This window comes from Streptomyces sp. DS1-CR2 (assembly GCF_055760475.1).
Map to the genome: position 1 here is coordinate 7,046,448 of NZ_CM147085.1, position 19,274 is coordinate 7,065,721.

The window sequence follows — 19,274 nt, forward strand, 5'->3', positions numbered from 1 at the left end:
ACTTTCAGCCCCCGCCTACCGAATCGGGCGGTCGGCAGCGGACGCCTAGTGGTCAGTTCGGGACAGTAGGCGCGAGTGGTCGCACCCCTGCCCGAATGTCTCCGATTGACCAGCAGATGTCCGCAGGCGCCGGTCAGGCCGGTCGAATATAGGGCGAATATGAATGAATCGTGTGACGCTCTCCGTACTGCGTGTGAGGGAGGGCGCCACAGCTCCGGACAGGGCGGTTCGCGAAGGAAACCCGGAGTGCTTGACCTGCACTTTCCATCGGTGTCGCATGCATCCACTTGGAGTCCGACGCCACGGTCGATCAAGGAGTGAGTACGACGTGGCGCACAAGATGACGACCGACGAATGGCGCGCCTTCGTGGCGACCGGCGGCCGTACCGGCAAGTTCGCCACGGTGGGCGCAGACGGCACGCCCGCGATCACTCCGGTGTGGTTCGTCCTGGACGGCGACACCCTCGCCTTCACCACCGGCGGCTCCACCGCCAAGATCAAGAACCTGCGGCGTAGTCCGCGCGCCGCTCTCTGTGTCACCGACGACGAACCCCCGTTCTCCTACGCCGAGTTCCGCGGCGATGTCACTCTCAGCGACGACCTCGACGAACTCCTGCGGATCGCGACGGCGGCTGGCGAGAAATACATGGGCCCGGAGCAGGCCGAGGCGTTCGGCCGACGCAACGGCGTCCCGGGCGAACTGGTCGTCCGACTCCACCCGACCAAGATCCACGCGTACGGCGGCATCACCGACTGACGGCCCACCGATCGCCACACCGTTGAACCGAGGAACGAACCACCATGAGCGAACCGACCGGCCCAGCCGGCGAAGCCGGTCCTCGCACGATGCGCGCCGTCGTCGTCTCCGAAACGGGCGGCATCGACAAGCTCGTCGTCACCGACCTGCCCGTACCCACGGCACGACCCGACTGGGTCCGTATCAAGGTCAAGGCGTTCGGCGTCAACGAGTCCGAAGTGACCACCCGCAAAGGCTTGTCCAGCCCCGACGTGACCTATCCGCGCGTCCTCGGCATCGAATGCGCCGGAGTGGTCGACGAGGCACCGGCCGGCAGCGGCCTCACCCCCGGCCAGCAGGTGGCCACCATGATGGGCGGGATGGGCCGCTCCTACGACGGGGCGTACGCCGAATACGTCCTGGTCCCGGCCGCCCAGTGCATCCCGTTCACCTCCGGCCTGCCGTGGGAGACGCTCGGCGCGCTCCCGGAAATGGTGCAGACCGCGTACGGCTCCCTGTCCACCGGCCTCGACCTGCGCCCAGGGCAGTCGCTGCTGATCCGCGGCGGCACCTCTACGGTCGGCCTGACCGCCGCCGCCATCGCCAAGGACCTGGGCGCCACCGTGCTGTCCACCACCCGTCGCCCCGACCGCGCCGCCATGCTCCGCGAAGCGGGCGTCGACCATCCCCTCGTCGACGACGGCGAGATCGCCGAGGCCGTACGGGAGATCTTCCCGGACGGTGTCGACGCGGCCCTGGAACTGGTCGGCGCCGGGCACCTGCACGACACCCTGCGCGCGGTCCGCGTCCACGGCACGCTCTGCTTCACCGGCGCGCTCAACGACCAGTGGACGATCCCGGACTTCAGCCTCCTCGGCTTCATCCCCAACGGGGTACGGCTGACCGCCTACGGCGGCGCCGCCACCGACCTCCCCGCCGACGTCCTCGACCACCAGCTGCGCGCCATCGCCGACGGACGTCTGAAGGTGAGCGTCGCGAAGGTCTACCACGGCCTGGAATCCGTCGGCGAGGCCCAGGCCGATCTGGAATCGGGCGCGTACCCGGGCAAGCACGTCGTCGTACTGGACCTGGACTGACGGCAGCGGCCCTTCAACTGCCGTACGGGAAAGAGAGGTTGCAGTGATGAACGGAATGAAACTGCAGGAGACGGCACGGGAGCGCGCCCAGAGGCTGCCGGACGCCAAGCCGGTGGACCCCTTCGGCCCCGAATGGGAGGTCTTCGAGGTCCACGGCAAGATGTTCCTGCTGATGACCGAGGTGCCCGGCCATCCGGTCGTCATCCTCAAGTCCGAACCGGACGAGGCCGAGGCGCTGCGTGCCGCGCACGCCGACATCACCCCCGGCTACCACATGAACAAGAAGCACTGGATCACGCTCTCCGCCGGGAAGTCCCTCACGCCGCGCCTGGTCGAGGACCTGGTCACCGACTCCTACCGGCTCGTGGTCGCCGGGCTCCCGAAGGCCGAGCAGCCGGTGGATCAGAAGATGTTCGGCGAACGCGCGCCGGGTGCCCGGTGAGCCTCGGCGGCGACCGGCTCCAGGACATCGCGCGCCGCACGGCGGCCGGTCTGCCCGGTGTCACCCACGACCGCCCCTTCACCCCGAAACTGGACGTCCACAAGGCGGCCGGCAAGGTCTTCTTGATCGTCACCGACGACCCGGACGACCTGATCATCACCGTCAAGTGCAAGCCTGACATGGGTAGTTCACTGCGGGCACGGTACGAGAGCATCGTGCCGGGCCGCTATCTCAGCAAGGCGCACTGGATCTCCGTCGGCGCGGGCCCCGGCATCACCGCTGCCCTCGTCGAGGACCTGGTCACCCACTCCTACGAGCTCGTCCACGGCCCACCACCCCGGAAAACCCCCTGATGACCCACACCGAACCCGCCCTTCCCCTCTTCGGCGACGAGCCGGTCCGCCCGCTGGCCGACCGGCTGCGTCCGCGGGCCCTGGACGACGTGGTCGGCCAGGACCACCTCCTGGCCCCCGATGCCCCGCTCGGCCGCATGGTCGCTCAGAAGCGCCTGGTCTCCACCGTTCTCTGGGGCCCGCCCGGCTGCGGAAAGACCACCATCGCCCGCCTCCTGGCCGAGCGCACCGGGCTGGCCTTCGAGCCCTTGTCGGCGACCTTCTCCGGCGTCGCCGACCTGCGCAAGATCTTCCAGGCCGCCACGCGCAGGCACCAGATGGGCCAGGGCACGCTGCTGTTCGTCGACGAGATCCACCGCTTCAACCGGGCCCAGCAGGACAGCTTCCTCCCGTACGTGGAGGACGGCGCGGTCGTCCTGGTCGGCGCGACCACCGAGAACCCCAGCTTCGAACTCAACGGCGCGCTGCTCTCCCGCTGCCAGGTCCTCGTCCTCAAACGCCTCGACGACACCGCGCTGACCACACTCCTCACCCGCGCCGAGACCATCGCCGGCCGCCCGCTGCCGCTCACCGACGACGCCCGCCACGCCCTGACCGCGCTCGCCGACGGCGACGGCCGCTACCTCCTCAACCTGGCCGAACAGCTCCAGGCCCTGCCGGCCTCCACCGCCCCGCTGGACGTCGCCGCCCTCGCCGCCCATATCCAGAAGCGCGCCCCGCTCTACGACAAGGCGCAGGAGGGCCACTACAACCTGATCTCCGCGCTCCACAAGGCGATGCGCGGCTCCGACCCGGACGCCTCCCTGTACTGGCTGGCCCGCATGCTCGACGGCGGCGAGGATCCCCTCTTCGTCGCCCGCCGCCTGGTCCGCTTCGCGAGCGAGGACATCGGCATAGCCGATCCCCAGGCCGTGCACCAGGCCCTCGCCGCCTGGGACGTCTACGAACGCCTCGGCTCCCCGGAAGGGGAACTGGCCATCGCCCAGGCCGTCGTCTACCTGGCCACGGCCCCGAAGTCGATCGCTGTCTACCGCGGCTTCAACGCCGCCGCCGCCCGCGCCCGCCGCACCGGTTCCCTCATGCCGCCGGCGCACATTCTCAACGCCCCCACCCGCCTCATGAAGGACCTCGGCTACGGCAAGAACTATCAGTACGACCCCGACACCGCCCACGGCTTCTCCGGCGCCGACTACTTCCCCGACGGCATGGACCGCGATACCTACTACCACCCCACCCGCAACGGCTACGAAGCCGAGATCCGCAAGCGCCTCGACCAGTGGGCCGCCCTCCGCGAGAACAACACCGGCCGGGGCCGGAAGAGAACTCCGTCGCAGCAGGCCAGCGGGCACGGCGTAGAGCTTGCCTCCGAAGCACGAATCTCGAGAATGCTCCCTTAACGCAGCAGCCGCGCTGGGAGGATGGGCGGGTGCTGTCCCGGGTCCGGGGTCTGACTCACCAGTTGGTTGACCGAGGTGTCCTGGAATCACAGTGTCGACTGCTGGCCGGGGACGGTGCGTTGTCGGTGCCGGGCGGGCAGGGTGTGTCCCGATAGGGGCCTGCCGATTGTTGTGGCGTCTTCACGTTTCTGACCACCTGACGCGGCCCGGTATCGGCAACGCGACACGTTTGCGGACCAGAAGGGGAATGGACATATCCAGATCAACCATGTGCGCTTCGATCACGCCGAGTACACCTCCTGCTCTGCAGGCCCGTCGTCGCCCCGCAAGGGCTGGCACGGCTAGCGTCGGGATATCCACGCCGCTGTGGTGTTCTCCATGGCGGCGACCGCGCTTGCCGCCGACGTCACGGCCGACGGCTTCCCGCGATCTGCCGAAGTGAGCCAGGAAGTGTTGAACCGAGGTGACCCGAGAGGTCTTCCACCTGGTCAAACCGCCACAGCCGGACCCCCGGTAATAGGGGCTGTCGCGACAGATGAGAGGGTCAGGCAGGTGAGTGAGACACCGATGAAGACCCTGCAGTACCGCTTTGACGGGCCAGAAGACGCACCAGTCCTGATCTTGGCTCCCTCACTGGGTACCACATGGCACATGTGGGACCGGCAGGTACCCGAGCTCGCCCGGCAGTGGCGGGTGTTCCGTTTCGACCTGCCCGGGCACGGTGGCGCCCCCGCCCACCCGGCCGGTTCCGTCGCCGACCTCGCCGCGCGGCTCCTGGCCACGCTCGACGGACTCGGCGTGCAGCGCTTCGGCTACGCGGGCTGCTCCCTGGGCGGCGCCATCGGCGCGGAGCTGGCGCTGCGCCACCCCCAGCGCGTGGCCTCCCTCGCGCTGATCGCGGCCTCGCCCCGCTTCGGCACCGCCGACGAGTTCCGCCAGCGCGGCGTGATCGTCCGCAGCAACGGCCTCGACCCCATCGCCCGCACGTCCCCGGAGCACTGGTTCACCAGCGGCTTCGCGGCCGCCCAGCCCGCGATCACCGACTGGGCCGTGCAGATGGTGCGCACCACCGACCCGGGCTGCTACATCGCCGCCTGCGAGGCGCTCGCGTCCTTCGACGTACGGGCCGAGCTCGGCTCCATCGGCGTCCCCACGCTCGTCCTTGTCGGCTCCGACGACCAGGTGACGGGCCCCGCCCAGGCGCGCACACTCGTCGCGGGCATACCGGACGCGCGGCTCGCCGTCGTGCCCGCCGCCTCGCACCTCGCCCCGGTCGAGCAGCCCGCCGCCGTCACGGACCTCCTCGTACGGCACTTCTCCACCGCCTGGCAGCCCGCGTACGAGACGGGGCAGCACGCGATCCCCGCCGCCCCCGTCAAGCCCGTCCTCGCGCCGCCGCCCCCGCCGGTCGCCCCCGTGGCGGAGATCGGGCCCACGGAGGCCCAGCCCGAGGCGGAGGTCCGGCCCGACCGGCACGACGTGGGTCTCAAGGTGCGCCGCGAGGTGCTCGGCGACGCGCATGTCGACCGGGCGCTGGCCTCGGCGGATGCCTTCTCCGGCGACTTCCAGGAGTTCCTCACCCGCTACGCGTGGGGCGAGATCTGGAGCCGGCCCGGCCTCGACCGCCGCATGCGCAGCTGCGTCACGCTCACCGCGCTCGTCGCCGGCGGCCACCTCGAAGAGCTGGCCTTCCACACCCGCGCCGCCCTGCGCAACGGCCTCACCGCCGACGAGATCAAGGAAGTGCTGCTCCAGGCCGCCGTGTACTGCGGCGTGCCCGCGGCGAACTCGGCGTTCAAGGTGGCCCAGGCCGTGATCCGCGAGGAGACCACGCCGCAGGAGTAGACGACCGGGTGCCGGGGCGGGCCGGACGCGGGCCGGGAGCGCAGGATGGTTCCTATGAAGCTCACGAAGAAGATCCATGCCTGCGTCCGCCTGGAGAAGGACGGGCGGACGCTCGTCATCGACCCGGGCGGCTTCTGCGAGGAGGACGCGGCTGTCGGCGCCGAGGCGATCCTCGTGACGCACGAGCACCCGGACCACTTCAACGAGGCGCGGCTGCGGGTGGCCCTCGAAGCCGACCCGGCCACCGAGATCTGGACCCTGAAGTCCGTGGCCGACAAGATCTCGACGGCGTTCCCGGGCCGGGTGCACACGGTCGGGCACGGCGACACGTTCGAGGCGGCCGGTTTCGACATCCAGGTCCACGGCGAACTGCACGCCGTCATCCACCCGGACATCCCCCGCATCACGAACGTCGGCTATCTGATCGACCACGGCCGCGTCTTCCACCCCGGCGACGCGTTCACCGTCCCCGACCAGCCCGTCGAGACGCTCCTCGTGCCCGTGATGGCCCCCTGGAACAAGATCGCCGAGGTCATCGACTACCTCCGCGAGGTCGGCCCGCAGCGCGCGTACGACATCCATGACGCGCTGCTGACCGACCTGGCCTGGCCCATCTACGAAGGGCAGATCGGGGCGCTCGGCGGGACGGACCACCTGCGGCTGACGCCGGAGGAGTACGCGACGCTCTGAGCACCCTCGCGGGCTGTGAAGTCCCGTTACCGGCCGAGGAGTTCGACGATCTCTTCGGTCGTGGCGAGTTCCGCGATCCGCGGGAAGATCTTGCCGAAGCTGTGCTCGTGGGACGCGGCGTCCGTGTCGGTCGTCGCGTCCTCGACCACCGTGAGGTGGTAGCTCAGCTCGAAGGCGGAGCGGGCGGTGGACTCGACGCCGATCGAGGACGAGATCCCCGCGAGCACGATCTGCGTCACTCCGCGGCGGCGCAGCTGGAGGTCCAGCTCCGTCCCCGTGAACGCGCCCCAGTGCCGCTTGGTGATCACGATGTCGTCGCCGAGCGGGCCCAGCTCGTCCGGGAACTCGGAGAACGCTGCGGGCGGCGCCTGGGTGAGCCCGGGGGCGGCCGACCGGCTCACCGGCAGGTCGCCGCCGTCGGGGGACCAGGCGACGCGGACCCGCACAACGGGCAGGCCCCTGGCGCGGAAGGCGGCCGCGAGCGTGGCCCCGTTCTTCAGGACTCCGTCGGCGGGGTGGACGGTCGGCAGGCCGAGGATGCCGTTCTGGAGGTCGATGAGGACGAGGGCGGTGCGCTCGTCGAGGGTGCTGGCGGGCATGGAGGGCTCCTTGCGGATCCGGGGGAGATGCTTCGGCAGGCTAACTTTCAAGCAGGGAAACTTGCAAGGTAGCCTGCCTATCGCCTGCCTATCGCCTGCCTATCGCCTGACTGTCGCGTGCTGCCCATCGCGCCCCGTCGGCGGCCGCCCCGGGTTCGGCAGGCGTTGTCGTACCCGCCCGGTAGGTTGTGGGCATGCGGATTGCTACCTGGAATGTGAACTCGATCACCGCCCGGCTGCCCAGGCTCCTCGCCTGGCTGGAGAACACCGGGACGGACGTGCTGTGCGTCCAGGAGACCAAGTGCACGGCCGAGCAGTTCCCCGCGGACGAGCTGCGCGAGCTGGGCTACGAGTCCGCGGTGAACGCGACCGGGCGGTGGAACGGCGTGGCGCTGATCTCCCGCGTCGGCCTGGAGGACGTCGTGACCGGCCTGCCCGGCGACCCCGGTTACGAAGGCGCCCACGAGCCCCGCGCGATCTCCGCCACGTGCGGCCCGGCGCGTGTCTGGTCGGTATACGTGCCGAACGGCCGCGAGGTGGACCACCCGCACTACGCGTACAAGCTCCAGTGGTTCGAGGCGCTCAGGGCGGCCGTCGCGGGCGACGCGGGGGGCTCCCGCCCGTTCGCCGTGATGGGCGACTACAACGTCGCGCCGACGGACGACGACGTCTGGGACATCTCCCTCTTCGACGGCGCCACGCACGTCACCCCGGGGGAGCGCGCCGCGCTCGCCGCGCTCCGTGAGACGGGCCTGTCCGACGTGGTCCCGCGGCCCCTGAAGTACGACCACCCCTTCACATACTGGGACTACCGCCAGCTCGGCTTCCCCAAGAACCGCGGCATGCGCATCGACCTCGTCTACGGGAACGCGGAGTTCGCGGGGGCCGTGAAGGACTCGTACGTGGACCGCGAGGAGCGCAAGGGCAAGGGCGCCTCGGACCATGCCCCGGTGGTCGTGGACCTGGAGGTCTAGGACGTCTGCGATCCGAGGGGGCCGGCCCGGAGCTCTACGGCTTCAGCGCCCCCAGATCCACCGCCCGGGCCATCGCGTCGAGCCCCGCGTCCCCCGGGTGCAGATGATCTCCGCTGTCGTACTCGGGCCGTATCCGCGCGGGATGCGCCGGATCGCGCACCACGGCGTCGAAGTCGAGCACCGCGTCGAAGTCGCCCCCGCTGTCCCGCACATACGCGTTGACGACCTCCCGCTCCCGGTCCGCCGTGGCTGTGCACAGCGTCTCGCCCTCGCACGGAGTGACCGTCGCCCCGACCACGCGCAGGCCCCGCGCGTGGGCGCGCGCCGCGATCTCCCGTAGCCCGGCGACGACCTGGGCCCCGCTGAAGCCGGCCCGTACGTCGTTGACGCCCTGGAAGACGACGACCGTGCGCGCCGACGTCTGCGACAGCACGTCACGGTCGAGGCGGTGCAGCGCGCTCACACCGCCCGTGTCGGTGGAGACGCCGTCCCCGGGATAGCGGTCGCCCGTCACCCGGTTCGCCGAGATCCCCTGGTTCAGGACTCCGTAGTGCGGCACCGTGTCCTGCTCGCGCAGCCGGGTGGAGAGCACGTCGGGCCAGCGGTGGTTCGCGTCCGGCGTCGACTTCACGCCGTCCGTGATGGAGTCGCCGAGCAGAACGACCGACCCGGGCCCGCCGCTCACGTCGACACCGGTGAGCAGCGGCCAGTAGGTGATCGTCGACGTGTACGAGGCCGCTGAGGCCTCCGCCGCGTGATCGCCCGGCAGGCTCACGTACGAGCGCTGGATCGCCTGGCTGTGCACCGGCGCCGTGGCGACCGCCTCTGGAAGATGGAAGCTGACCAGCAGATTCGCGCCGGCCGGCACATCGAAGCCCACCGGGTCGCTGAACGCCTGCGCCCCCGCGGGGATCTCCGTACCCGCCGCGCCCCGGAACGTCAGCGGCACCGGCTTGCCCGTGGCCCCGGCGCCCGCGTCCTGCACGGCCACCGTCGCGCTCCCGACCCGCACCGGTGCCGACGCGAACGTGTTGTCGAGCCGGATCCGCACGCGCGGCCCGCCCACGCTGGTGTGCACGACGAGCCGCACCGTGCGGTCCGCCCAGGGGCCCACGGCCGCGTATCCGGCGGTGGACGCCGACCAGGTGCCGGTCCACCCCGGCGCGGGTGAGCGCACCGACAGGGCGAAGACATGCAGATCGGGGGTGCCCGGGTCCCGGGGCAGGTCCACGGAGGCGATCTCACGGCCCTTGGCGACCGGCACCGTGACGACGTACAGCCGTGTCCGCTCGGCGAGTTGACCGCCGGGTGTGTTGCGGTGGGGCAGCGCCACGGACTTGGTGGCGAGCGGGCCCGTGCGCCAGTCGGGCGCGGTGAGGCGGTACGTGGAGCGCGAGCCGTCCCGGTAGCGCACGGTGCCGCCACCGGCCGCGTCGCCGCCCGTTCCGGCCACCAGGAAGGCGAGCGCGTCGCCCCGGCCGTGCACGCGGACGGGCTGGCCGTCAGCGCGCACGTTGTCGGGCCCGGTCGCCGCCGTGCGCGGCCAGGTGAGGCGGGCGCCCTCAACACCCAAGATGCGCCCGGGAGTCCAGCCTGCCGCCGACAGGTCACCGACGGACAGCGAGCTGCCCGAGCCGTCGAAGTCGGCCTCCCCGGCCCGGTCGTCGGCGCTGACCGCCCTGTTGTCGAAGAGCCGCTCCAGAGGGAGCGGCCCGGGTCTGTGCGGGGCGGCCTGCGCGAGGGCGGTGGGGGCGAAGCCCGTAAAGAGCGCCAGTACAGCTGCCGTTCCCCAGACGCGTCGGCGCATGACCGACTCCCTCCGCTTGTGGGTGAGACGTGACAGGTGAGCCATGAAGCTAAAGAGGAGACAGGTCCGCGTCAATGAGCCGCGTGCGAACGTGGCCCGAACTCTCCGTAACGGAGCTCAGCGCGCCCTGTGGTGCGACAGCCTGCGGGGATGTCAGGGTGAACGGTATGAACATCCCTTTCTTGGACAACTGGCGCAGGAAGCACGGTTCCGCCTTCGGCGTGGCCGTCTTCACCGAGGGTGACGGCGGGGCTGAGGGGATCGCCGAACTTCTCTCCGAGTGCGAGCTGCTGCGCTCGCAGGCACACGAGGCCGGGGTCGAACTGGACGACTCCGTCGCGTCGTTGGAGGCGCTCGACCAACTGGTGCCGCGCTGGCGCGAGGACGAGGAAGCGCTGCCGTGGCTCGGCAACGACGCGGGCCTGTACCTCGGTACGGTCCTCGTCCGCCAGGTGCCGGAGGCGGCGTGGGTGATCTGGCCCAGCGGGCAGCCGGTGGTGCGGCTGCCCTCCGGCCGCGAGGTCGACGTCGTCGCCGCGGGCCACGAATGGGCGACCAGCGGGGCGCCCGAGCTGTCGCAGTTCTACGCCGAGGCCTCGGAGACGTAGGACCGCAAATACGGTTAATGGCCATACGTGCGTGTCGCCGGTCAAGTCCCAAATTGACGTAGGTAGTTTGCGCGGACCGACACAGCTGAGAGTGGGCAGGTCTTGCCATGGCCGTCGATCCGTTGATCGAGCTGCGTGACGTCAACAAGTACTACGGGGAGCTGCATGTCCTCCAGGACATCAACCTCACGGTCGGCAAGGGGGAGGTGGTGGTGGTCATCGGCCCCTCGGGGTCGGGAAAGTCGACGCTCTGCCGGGCGATCAACAGGCTCGAGACGATCCAGTCGGGGAACATCCGGCTCGACGGACAACCGCTTCCGGAGGAGGGCAAGGCCCTCGCCCATCTGAGGGCCGAGGTGGGGATGGTCTTCCAGTCCTTCAACCTCTTCGCGCACAAGACGGTCCTGCAGAACGTCTCCCTCGCCCAGATAAAGGTCAGGGGCCGCAAGCGGGACGAGGCCGACAAGCGCTCCCAAGAACTCCTCGACCGGGTGGGGCTCGCCTCACAGGCCGCCAAATACCCCGCCCAGCTCTCCGGCGGCCAGCAGCAGCGCGTGGCCATCGCCCGCGCCCTCGCCATGGACCCCAAGGCCCTCCTCTTCGACGAGCCGACCTCGGCCCTCGACCCGGAGATGATCAACGAGGTCCTTGAGGTGATGCGACAGCTCGCCCGCGACGGCATGACCATGGTCGTGGTCACCCACGAGATGGGCTTCGCCCGCTCCGCCGCCAACCGCGTCGTGTTCATGGCCGACGGCCGCATCGTCGAGGACCGCACCCCCGAGGACTTCTTCACCAACCCGCGCAGCGAGCGGGCCAAGGACTTCCTTTCCAAGATCCTCAAGCACTGACGGGGGCGGACCGATCCATGCTGTGCAAGACACGTGTGTTCCGCGCCGTCGCCGCCCTCGCCCTCACCGCCCTGGCCGCGGCGGCCTGCGGCAAGGAGGGCAGTCCGCCGACCAAGGGCCCGGCCCCCGACAAGCTGCCCACCTACCAAGTGGCGAAAGACTTCCGACTGTCCTCCTCGCCCACCTGGGAGCGCGCCAAGAAACGCGGCTACTTCATCGTCGGCGCCAAGGAGGACCAGCCGTACCTGGGGGAGAGGGACCCGGCGACCGGCCTCTTCTCAGGCTTCGACGTCGAGATCGCCAAGATGATGTCCGCCTCGCTCGGCTTCCCCCCGAAGACCATCCACTTCAAGACGATCGCCTCGGCCAACCGCGAAACCGCCCTGCAGAACGGTCAGATCGACTACTACGTCGGCACCTACACCATCAACGCCATGCGCAAGAAGCTCGTCGGCTTCGCGGGCCCGTACTTCCTGGCGGGTCAGGACCTGTTGGTACGCAAGGACGAGAACGACATCCACGGCCCGCAGGACCTGGCCGGCAAACGCGTCTGCTCGGCGAGCGGTTCGACCCCCTACCAGCGCATCAAGACCGACTACCCGAAGGCGACGCTCGTCGCGTACGACACGTACTCGGTCTGCGTCGACAACCTGCTCACCTACCAGGTCGACGCCGTCACCACCGACGACGCGATCCTGATCGGCTTCGCGGCGAAGGTGCCCGACCAACTCAGGGTCGTGGGCAAGCCGTTCTCCGAGGAGCCGTACGGCATCGGTGTGCGGCGCAGCGACAACGCGCTGCGGATGGCGCTCAACGACGCTTTGGAGGCCCGCGAGAAGAACGGCGACTGGAAGAGGGCCTTCGAAGCGACGCTCGGCCAATCCGGCGTGCCCGCGCCCACCCCGCCCCCCATCGACCGCTACCCGGCGAGCTGAGGAGGCCTCGTGGATGTACTGACCAGCAATTTCTCCACTTTCGCCAAGGGGTTCCTCGGGACGGTCGAACTGACCGTCTACTCCTCGATCCTCGCGCTCGTCCTCGGCTTCGTGATGGCGTCGTTCCGGGTCGCGCCCGTCGGATCCTTCCGTGTCTTCGGCACGGTGTGGGTCAACATCCTGCGCAACACCCCGCTGACCCTGCTGTTCTTCGCGGTGCTGCTCGGCCTGCCGCGCTTCGGACTCGTGCTGCCCTTCAAAGTGTTCGCAATCCTCGCGCTCGGCTGCTACACCTCCGCCTTCATCTGCGAGGCCCTGCGTTCCGGCATCAACACCGTCCCCAGGGGGCAGGGCGAGGCGGCCCGCAGCCTCGGCATGACGTTCGCCCAGACGCTGTCGCTGGTCGTGCTCCCGCAGGCCTTCAAGTCCGTCATCCCACCCATCGGCTCGACCCTCATCGCCCTCGCCAAGAACTCGGCGATCGCCGGCGCGTTCAGCGTCACCGAGCTGCTCGGCACCTACAAGACCCTCAGTGAACTGGGCTACAGCATCATCTGGACGTTCTTCTGGATCGCCGTCGGCTACCTGATCATCACCCTCACCATCAGCGCGATCTTCAACGTGCTCGAGAAGCGCTGGGGAGTTCCCCGATGAAGGCTCTTGCCCACGACGCCACCGCCCTCTACGACGTACCGGGACCGAAGACCGAGCGACGGCACCGGCTGTACGGGGTGCTCTCCACGCTGATCGTGCTCGGGCTGCTCGCCTGGATCTTCTACCTCCTGTTCGACACCGACCAGTTCACCTACACGAAGTGGATGCCGTTCGAGTACAAGGGCATCCAGAAGCTGCTCCTGCGGGGGCTCGGCAACACGCTGAAGGCGTTCGCCATCGCCGCCGCGCTCTCGCTCGTGCTCGGGGCCGTGCTCGCGGTGGGGCGCGTGTCCGACCACCGGCCGGTTCGCTGGCTCGCCACCCTCGTCGTGGAGTTCTTCCGCGCCATGCCCGTCCTGGTGATGATCTTCTTCATCTTCGTGGCGCTGAAGGTCCAGCCGCTGCCCGCCCTCGTCGCCGGGCTCACCCTCTACAACGGCTCGGTGCTCGCCGAGGTCTTCCGCTCCGGCGTCATCTCCGTCGAACGCGGCCAGGGCGAGGCCGCGTTCGCGCTCGGCATGCGCAAGACCCAGGTCATGACGCACGTCCTCGTGCCACAGGCGGTACGCGCCATGCTGCCCGCCATCATCAGTCAGCTGGTGGTCGCCCTGAAGGACACGTCGCTCGGCTTTCTCATCACCTACGAGGAGTTCCTCCACGCGGGGAAGCTCATCGCCTCGAACCTCGACTACGATTTGCCCTTCATCCCCGTGGTGATGGTGATCTCTCCGATCTACATCGGGATGTGCATGCTCCTTTCGTGGTTCGCCCAGTGGGTGTCCAAGCGCCAGCGGCGCAACCCCAAGGTCGAGGCGGCCGAAGTCGCCCCGGCCGAACCGGGGACGCTGCTGCCGGGGGTGCAGTAGCAGGGGCTCCTTGCACAGACCACAGGGCCATGCCCGCCCGGCAGCAGCCGGAGATCACTGCTCGCGCAGGGGGATCGACACGTATGACGGGTCGTTCTTCGGCGAGGAGAAGGTCAGCTGCGCGCCGGTCGGGTTGTGCTCGATATAGAGCGGGTCGACCGTGTCGACGACCAGGGCGAGCCGGTGCCCTGCCGGGACGTCGTAGGCCGTGGAGAACAACTCCAGGTCCACGCCGAACGGAGCACCGGGTGTCTTGCCGTGGAAGGTGTACGGCGCGTTGCTGACCAGCTTGCCGAGGCCGAGCGGGCCCACGTCGTACAGGTACGCGACGAGGGTTCCGCTCTCCTTGGTCGGGGTGAGCGTGGTGTGCAGCTTCGCAGTCCCGCGCACATGCTGTTCGGATGTGTACTTCTCCGACTGCCACACGCCCGCCCAGCGGCGCGGCAGCAGCGGCACCGAGGCCGTCGGGGGCAGCCGCAGGAACTGGTCGAGGATGTTCGACAGTTCCAGGAGCCCGCCGTTGGCCCCGGAGTCGACGTTCGTGTGGATCGTGGTGGTGCCCGCGAGGGCGATCTTCTTCTTCGTCGCGCCGACCGACTTCCAGTCGGGGTAGCTCTCGTACGCGCCGGTGGAGCGGGACTTGATGCGGACGGGGAGCTCGCGGTCGACGCCGTTGGCGTCCCCCTTGAGGTAGTGGTCGAACCAGCGGTGCGTGTCCTGCCACGTGTCGTTGGGCAGCCCGAGCAGTCCGGTCGCCTCGGCCGTGGCGTGGTCGCCGGGGCGGAACTCCAGGCGCTTGGGCGTGGTGAGCTTCTCGTAGAAGTCCGCGTACTGGTTGGGCGGGAAGACGGTGTCGCCCCAGGCGTTGCCGAGCAGGATGGCGGCGCCGTTCTTGTTGATGCTGTCGATGTACGTCTCGGGGGAGCGTTTCCTGCCCCACGCGATCATGTCGTCCTCCTTGGCCAGGTTCGAGCCGAGGAAGTCCTTCATGACCTGCTGGAGTTCGGGGCTCGGGCGGCCCGTGAGATAGCCGGCGCCGGAGAGCAGGGCGGCGGCCTGGAAGTGCTGGGTGCGGCCGGAGTAGATCGAGTCGATCAGGTCGCCCCAGCCGCTGAGCGCCGCCACGGCCTTGATGCGCTTGTCGTGCCCCGCGGCGAGCAGGCTGATGCCCGCGCCGTAGGAGACGCCCGCCATGCCGACCTTGCCAGGGTCGGCCTGGGTGTTGGCGAGGGCCCAGTCGATGACCTTCGAGGCGTCCTCGATGTCCTCGGGGCCGCCGACCTCGATCTCGCCGCCCGACTGCCAGAAGCCGCGCGAGTTGTAAGTCACCACGACATAGCCGGAGTCGGCGAGCTGCCTGGCCTGGGCGAGATACTCGATCTGCGGCACGGCCCAGCTCGTGGGGAGCACGACGACGGGGTATCTGCGCGAGGTGTCGGAGGGGGCCACGACGTTGGCCTTGAGGACCGTTCCGCCGGCGCCGCTGATGTCGACGAAGCGCACGCCCGGCCCCGGCGCCGCCTGCGCGGCGGGGGCCAGGCCCAGCCCCGCCCCGGCGATCAGGGTCGCGGTCACGGCACCAACAGTGGTCGTACGCAGCGCTCTGCGCGGGTGTCGCGGGTGTCCCACGGGTCACTCCTCACTCGTGTCAGTGCAAAGTGACCCGACGGTAACCGTGGCGTCTTACCGTAGGTAACCCGTCGGTAAGTTACGTACGGGTAACGATGTTTTGTTGTTCAACGGCGTCGCCGCGCCCCAGGTCAGGGGCGGGTCACGTCGCCCGGTGCGAGGAGGAGCGGGGCGTGGCCGCGGGGGCCGGCGCCTGGGCGGCGCGGGTGACGTCGCCGACCAGCTCGACCACATCGGGGCCGTACGCCTGGGAGTTGACGACCTTCAGAAGGAGCACGAACGCGTTGCCGCCGTGCTTACGGGCCAGGCGCTCGTGGTGGCGGGCGAGATAGCGGGTGGCCGCCTGGTTGGTGACCGGCAGCTGGCCGCAGAAGAGGAAGACCGGGCGCGAGCCCTGCCCCTGGCCCGCCGTCAGCCGGGCGAGCAGCACGTACTCAGTGATCCCCGGCTCCAGGCGGTAGCGCTCGCTGCCTATCTGGAACGCGCCGCGGTCGGGGCCGGGCTCCGGGGCTGTGTTGACGCGGATGCCCGGCAGGAGACTGTGCATATGGGCGGCCATCCGGCGGTTCGACGCCGGTCCGCCCACGCAGAACTCGGTGCGTTCCCCGAAGCCCTGCTGGGTCGTGTCGTGTGCGACGACCTGCGCGTGCGCCCCGCAGTCCTTGATGATTGCCGAGAGTTCGAGCAGGGCGAAGACGTCGTGACGCTTCACCGTCAGCTCGGGGCCGCCCGCGTCGCGGTTGACCACGAGGAGCGACTCAGAGTTGTCGGGCAGCCCGAAGAAGGCCTGCCTGCGGCGGAGTTTGCGCTTCCACAAGTAGGTGCGGGCGAGCCAGCCAAGGGCGGCGCTGATCCCGGCTGCGATCACGCCGAGGACGATGTTGCGCACGTCTTCAGTCATGGGGGCGCATGCTAGCGGGCGGACGGATCCTTGTTCGAGGGGGTCCTGACGGCTCGCGGAACTGAAGTTACGCTGCGCAGACGGCTGTTGACTGGAGGTACGGATGAGACGTCCTGTTGCGCGGAATCGGATGCATCCCGGGTATCCGGGGAGGCCGCGGAGCCTGCGAAGTCTTCGGAATCTCTCGGGGCTGGCTGTCGCGGCCACGCTGGTGACGGTCGGTGCCGCCGCGGCCCCGGCGTCCGACGCGAACCACTCGCCCCACGCGTCCGCGCAGAAGGTGCCGCTCGCCGTCGGCTACGGCGGCGCGGTCTCCAGCGTCGACGCGGACGCGTCCGCCGCCGGGATCGAGGTCCTGCGCAAGGGCGGCAACGCGGTGGACGCCGCCGTCGCCACGGCCGCGGCGCTCGGCGTCACCGAGCCGTACTCCGCGGGCGTCGGCGGGGGCGGCTACTTCGTGTACTACGACGCGAAGACCCGCAAGGTGCACACGATCGACGGCCGCGAGACGGCCCCGCTCACCGCCGACTCGGGTCTGTTCCTGGAGAACGGCAAGCCCCTCGCCTTCAACGACGCGGTGACGAGCGGCCTGAGCGTCGGGACACCGGGCACGCCCGCCACCTGGCAGACCGCGCTCGACACCTGGGGCAGTGAGCGGCTCGGCTCGGTGCTTCGGCCGGCGCAGAAGCTGGCACGGGACGGGTTCACGGTCGACGACACGTTCCGCTCCCAGACCGAGGCGAACCAGGCGCGGTTCAAGGACTTCCCCGCCACGGCCGAGCTGTTTCTGCCGGGCGGCGCGCTACCCGTCGTCGGCTCCACGTTCAAGAACCCCGATCTCGCCCGCACCTACGACGAGTTGGCGCACAAGGGCGTCGGCGCCCTCTACCGAGGCGACATCGCCGAGGATGTCGTACGCACCGTGAACAAGCCGCCCGTGGACCCGGCGTCGGGCCGGGTCGCGCGGCCCGGCAAGCTGTCCGTCAAGGACCTCGAGGCGTACGGGGCGAAGCTCCGGGCCCCGACGAAGACCTCGTACCGCGGGCTCGGCGTCTACTCGATGGCGCCGTCGTCCTCAGGCGGTACGACCGTCGGCGAGGCGCTCAACATCCTTGAGCGCACAGACCTGTCGAAGGCCACGCAGGAGCAGTATCTGCACCGCTACATCGAGGCGAGCCGGATCGCGTTCGCGGACCGCGGGCGCTGGGTCGGCGACCCCGGCTTCGAGGACGTCCCTGCGAAGGAGCTGCTCTCGCAGCGGTTCGCCGACTCGCGGGAGTGCCTCATCAAGGACGACGCGGTCCTGACGAGCCCGCTGGCGCCGGGGGATCCGCGGCGCCCGGGCGAGTGCGGTGAGCCGGGCGACAAGGCGGCCCCGACGACCTTCGAGGGCGAGAACACGACCCATCTGACGGCCGCCGACAAGTGGGGCAACGTCGTCGCGTACACGCTGACGATCGAGTCGACGGGCGGCAGCGGCATCACCGTCCCGGGCCGCGGCTTCCTGCTCAACAACGAGCTCACGGACTTCTCGTTCGCGCCGGCCAACCCCGCGGTCCACGACCCGAACCTGCCGGGGCCCGGCAAGCGCCCGCGCTCGTCGATCTCCCCGACGATCGTCCTTGACCGGCACAACCAGCCGGTGGTGGCCCTCGGTTCGCCCGGCGGCGCGACGATCATCACGACCGTCCTGCAGACGCTGACCGGCTTCGTCGACCGCGGGCTGCCCCTGGTGGACGCGATCGCGGCGCCCCGCGCCAGCCAGCGCAACGCGGCGGCGACGGAGCTCGAACCGGGCCTGTGGGGCTCACCGGCGAGAGCGCGCCTGGAGGCGCTCGGCCACGTCTTCAAGCAGAACCCCGAGATCGGCGCGGCGACGGGCGTGCAGCGTCTGAAGAACGGCAAGTGGCTCGCCGCGGCCGAGAAGGTGCGGCGCGGCGGTGGCTCGGCGATGGTGGTGAGGCCCGCCTCCGGCGGCTGACCAGACGTGCGGTGAGGGGCCCGTGGTCCCGTCGGCTGACGTGGGATCGACGTCAACCGGCGGGAAACGCGGGCCTCTTGGCGTATTCGAGCCGGAGCCGGGGCGACCGGCTCAGAGCGCCGTAAGGATCCGCGGTCCCGCGTCCGTGATCGCCACCGTGTGTTCGGCGTGGGCGGCGCGGGTGCCGTCTCCCGTGCGCAGGGTCCAGCCGTCCGGGGCCGCGTAGTAGTCGTCCATGCCGCCGGCGATCACCATCGGCTCGATCGCGAGCACCATGCCGTGTTTGAGGCGCATGCCCCGGCCCGCCCGTCCCTCGTTCGGGACGGGCGGGTCCTCGTGCATCTTGCGGCCGATGCCGTGCCCGCCGAAGCCGTCCGGGATGCCGTACCCCTCCGCCCGGCACACCTTCCCGATTGCGTGGGCGATGTCCCCGATCCTGTTGCCGACGACCGCCGCCGCGATGCCCGCCGCGAGCGCGCGCTCCGCCGTCTCGATGAGGTGCAGGTCTTCGGGGCGTGCCGTGCCGACCGTGAAGCTGATCGCCGAGTCGCCGGCCCAGCCGCCCAGCTCGGCGCCGAAGTCGGCCGAGAGGAGGTCGCCGTCGCGCAGCCGGTACCCGTCGGGGATGCCGTGCACGATCGCGTCGTTCACCGACGCGCAGAGGACCGCGGGGAAGGGGGTCGGGGCGAACGAAGGGCGGTAGCCGAGGAACGGGGAGCCCGCGTCGGCCGCGCGCAGGACGTCGTGCGCCACCGAGTCCAGCTCCAGGAGCGAGACCCCGACGGCCGCCTTCTCGCGGACCGCCGCGAGCGCCTGGGCCACGACCCGGCCCGCTTCCCGCATCTCGTCGATCGATGTGTCCGTCTTGAGTTCCACCATGCCAATTACAATACCGGTATTTGAATGGGG

Annotated in this window: 19 protein-coding genes; 14 read left to right on the top strand and 5 right to left on the bottom strand. The window is 70.0% G+C overall.

Annotation, left to right across the window (positions count from 1 at the left end):
* The first annotated feature begins 328 nt into the window (after nt 1–328).
* The 7 genes from ACY0PA_RS33200 (at nt 329) to ACY0PA_RS33230 (ending at nt 6,560) form a co-directional block, all read left to right on the top strand.
* Complete coding sequence (locus ACY0PA_RS33200; RefSeq protein ID WP_473081144.1) at nt 329–757, top strand: PPOX class F420-dependent oxidoreductase; 429 nt, start codon at nt 329–331, stop codon at nt 755–757.
* 44 nt (nt 758–801) lie between these two features.
* On the top strand, nt 802–1,833 hold the full coding sequence (locus tag ACY0PA_RS33205; protein WP_473081145.1) for an alcohol dehydrogenase catalytic domain-containing protein: 1,032 nt from the start codon (nt 802–804) through the stop codon (nt 1,831–1,833).
* Nucleotides 1,834–1,879: 46 nt separating this feature from the next.
* Nucleotides 1,880–2,275 (top strand): MmcQ/YjbR family DNA-binding protein, encoded by a 396-nt coding sequence (locus ACY0PA_RS33210; RefSeq protein ID WP_473081146.1) that lies wholly within the window; start codon nt 1,880–1,882, stop codon nt 2,273–2,275.
* Entirely contained in the window at nt 2,272–2,628 is a 357-nt protein-coding gene (locus ACY0PA_RS33215; protein WP_473081147.1) for an MmcQ/YjbR family DNA-binding protein, read from the top strand. Before ACY0PA_RS33210 ends, ACY0PA_RS33215 begins: the two co-directional genes overlap by 4 nt.
* Entirely contained in the window at nt 2,628–4,025 is a 1,398-nt protein-coding gene (locus ACY0PA_RS33220; RefSeq protein ID WP_473081148.1) for a replication-associated recombination protein A, read from the top strand. Before ACY0PA_RS33215 ends, ACY0PA_RS33220 begins: the two co-directional genes overlap by 1 nt.
* A 552-nt stretch (nt 4,026–4,577) precedes the next feature.
* On the top strand, nt 4,578–5,870 hold the full coding sequence (gene pcaDC / locus ACY0PA_RS33225; RefSeq protein ID WP_473081149.1) for a bifunctional 3-oxoadipate enol-lactonase/4-carboxymuconolactone decarboxylase PcaDC: 1,293 nt from the start codon (nt 4,578–4,580) through the stop codon (nt 5,868–5,870).
* A gap of 54 nt (nt 5,871–5,924) precedes the next feature.
* Entirely contained in the window at nt 5,925–6,560 is a 636-nt protein-coding gene (locus ACY0PA_RS33230) for an MBL fold metallo-hydrolase (protein WP_473081150.1), read from the top strand.
* A 26-nt stretch (nt 6,561–6,586) separates the two neighbouring features.
* On the opposite strand, the gene ACY0PA_RS33235 is transcribed toward ACY0PA_RS33230, so the two are convergent.
* Complete coding sequence (locus ACY0PA_RS33235) at nt 6,587–7,159, bottom strand: isochorismatase family protein (protein WP_473081151.1); 573 nt, start codon at nt 7,157–7,159, stop codon at nt 6,587–6,589.
* Between the two features lie 194 nt (nt 7,160–7,353).
* On the opposite strand from ACY0PA_RS33235, the gene ACY0PA_RS33240 reads away from it, so the two are divergent.
* Nucleotides 7,354–8,133: an exodeoxyribonuclease III gene (locus ACY0PA_RS33240; RefSeq protein ID WP_473081152.1), complete on the top strand. Its 780-nt coding sequence runs from the start codon at nt 7,354–7,356 to the stop codon at nt 8,131–8,133.
* Nucleotides 8,134–8,167: 34 nt separating this feature from the next.
* Here the strand turns inward: ACY0PA_RS33240 and ACY0PA_RS33245 are convergent, their stop codons facing one another.
* Nucleotides 8,168–9,940 (bottom strand): SGNH/GDSL hydrolase family protein, encoded by a 1,773-nt coding sequence (locus tag ACY0PA_RS33245; protein WP_473081153.1) that lies wholly within the window; start codon nt 9,938–9,940, stop codon nt 8,168–8,170.
* A 167-nt stretch (nt 9,941–10,107) separates the two neighbouring features.
* Between ACY0PA_RS33245 and ACY0PA_RS33250 the strand changes: the two genes are divergently transcribed.
* From ACY0PA_RS33250 to ACY0PA_RS33270, 5 genes are all read left to right on the top strand, one after another.
* A complete protein-coding gene (locus ACY0PA_RS33250) occupies nt 10,108–10,548 on the top strand; it encodes a DUF6278 family protein (RefSeq protein WP_473081154.1) in 441 nt (146 codons plus the stop codon).
* Nucleotides 10,549–10,655: 107 nt separating this feature from the next.
* Nucleotides 10,656–11,399, top strand: a complete 744-nt coding sequence (locus ACY0PA_RS33255) for an amino acid ABC transporter ATP-binding protein (protein WP_473081155.1) — start codon at nt 10,656–10,658, stop codon at nt 11,397–11,399.
* Nucleotides 11,400–11,416: 17 nt separating this feature from the next.
* The gene (locus tag ACY0PA_RS33260; RefSeq protein WP_473081156.1) at nt 11,417–12,334 is read left to right on the top strand and encodes a glutamate ABC transporter substrate-binding protein; all 918 of its coding nucleotides are present in this window, start codon (nt 11,417–11,419) and stop codon (nt 12,332–12,334) included.
* Nucleotides 12,335–12,343: 9 nt separating this feature from the next.
* A complete protein-coding gene (locus tag ACY0PA_RS33265; protein ID WP_473081157.1) occupies nt 12,344–12,988 on the top strand; it encodes an amino acid ABC transporter permease in 645 nt (214 codons plus the stop codon).
* A complete protein-coding gene (locus tag ACY0PA_RS33270; protein WP_473081158.1) occupies nt 12,985–13,854 on the top strand; it encodes an amino acid ABC transporter permease in 870 nt (289 codons plus the stop codon). Before ACY0PA_RS33265 ends, ACY0PA_RS33270 begins: the two co-directional genes overlap by 4 nt.
* Before the next feature lie 54 nt (nt 13,855–13,908).
* Here ACY0PA_RS33270 and ACY0PA_RS33275 read toward each other — a convergent pair whose 3' ends face one another.
* The gene (locus ACY0PA_RS33275) at nt 13,909–15,483 is read right to left on the bottom strand and encodes a CocE/NonD family hydrolase (protein WP_473081159.1); all 1,575 of its coding nucleotides are present in this window, start codon (nt 15,481–15,483) and stop codon (nt 13,909–13,911) included.
* 142 nt (nt 15,484–15,625) lie between these two features.
* Nucleotides 15,626–16,384, bottom strand: coding sequence for a hypothetical protein (locus ACY0PA_RS33280; protein ID WP_473081160.1), 759 nt, complete (start codon nt 16,382–16,384; stop codon nt 15,626–15,628).
* Between the two features lie 103 nt (nt 16,385–16,487).
* Here ACY0PA_RS33280 and ggt point away from each other — a divergent pair, with 103 nt between their 5' ends.
* Nucleotides 16,488–18,365 (top strand): gamma-glutamyltransferase, encoded by a 1,878-nt coding sequence (gene ggt, locus ACY0PA_RS33285; RefSeq protein ID WP_473081161.1) that lies wholly within the window; start codon nt 16,488–16,490, stop codon nt 18,363–18,365.
* Between the two features lie 111 nt (nt 18,366–18,476).
* On the opposite strand, the gene map is transcribed toward ggt, so the two are convergent.
* A complete protein-coding gene (gene map / locus ACY0PA_RS33290) occupies nt 18,477–19,244 on the bottom strand; it encodes a type I methionyl aminopeptidase (protein ID WP_473081162.1) in 768 nt (255 codons plus the stop codon).
* Nucleotides 19,245–19,274 lie beyond the last annotated feature (30 nt).

Coding starts and splice junctions, on each gene's coding strand:
- ACY0PA_RS33205 (WP_473081145.1), top strand. CDS start 802: ATGAGCGAACCGACCGGCCCAGCCGGCGAAGCCGGTCCTCGCACGATG.
- ACY0PA_RS33210 (WP_473081146.1), top strand. CDS start 1,880: ATGAACGGAATGAAACTGCAGGAGACGGCACGGGAGCGCGCCCAGAGG.
- ACY0PA_RS33220 (WP_473081148.1), top strand. CDS start 2,628: ATGACCCACACCGAACCCGCCCTTCCCCTCTTCGGCGACGAGCCGGTC.
- ACY0PA_RS33230 (WP_473081150.1), top strand. CDS start 5,925: ATGAAGCTCACGAAGAAGATCCATGCCTGCGTCCGCCTGGAGAAGGAC.
- ACY0PA_RS33235 (WP_473081151.1), bottom strand. CDS start 7,159: ATGCCCGCCAGCACCCTCGACGAGCGCACCGCCCTCGTCCTCATCGAC.
- ACY0PA_RS33240 (WP_473081152.1), top strand. CDS start 7,354: ATGCGGATTGCTACCTGGAATGTGAACTCGATCACCGCCCGGCTGCCC.
- ACY0PA_RS33245 (WP_473081153.1), bottom strand. CDS start 9,940: ATGCGCCGACGCGTCTGGGGAACGGCAGCTGTACTGGCGCTCTTTACG.
- ACY0PA_RS33250 (WP_473081154.1), top strand. CDS start 10,108: ATGAACATCCCTTTCTTGGACAACTGGCGCAGGAAGCACGGTTCCGCC.
- ACY0PA_RS33255 (WP_473081155.1), top strand. CDS start 10,656: ATGGCCGTCGATCCGTTGATCGAGCTGCGTGACGTCAACAAGTACTAC.
- ACY0PA_RS33260 (WP_473081156.1), top strand. CDS start 11,417: ATGCTGTGCAAGACACGTGTGTTCCGCGCCGTCGCCGCCCTCGCCCTC.
- ACY0PA_RS33270 (WP_473081158.1), top strand. CDS start 12,985: ATGAAGGCTCTTGCCCACGACGCCACCGCCCTCTACGACGTACCGGGA.
- ACY0PA_RS33280 (WP_473081160.1), bottom strand. CDS start 16,384: ATGACTGAAGACGTGCGCAACATCGTCCTCGGCGTGATCGCAGCCGGG.
- ggt (WP_473081161.1), top strand. CDS start 16,488: ATGAGACGTCCTGTTGCGCGGAATCGGATGCATCCCGGGTATCCGGGG.
- map (WP_473081162.1), bottom strand. CDS start 19,244: ATGGTGGAACTCAAGACGGACACATCGATCGACGAGATGCGGGAAGCG.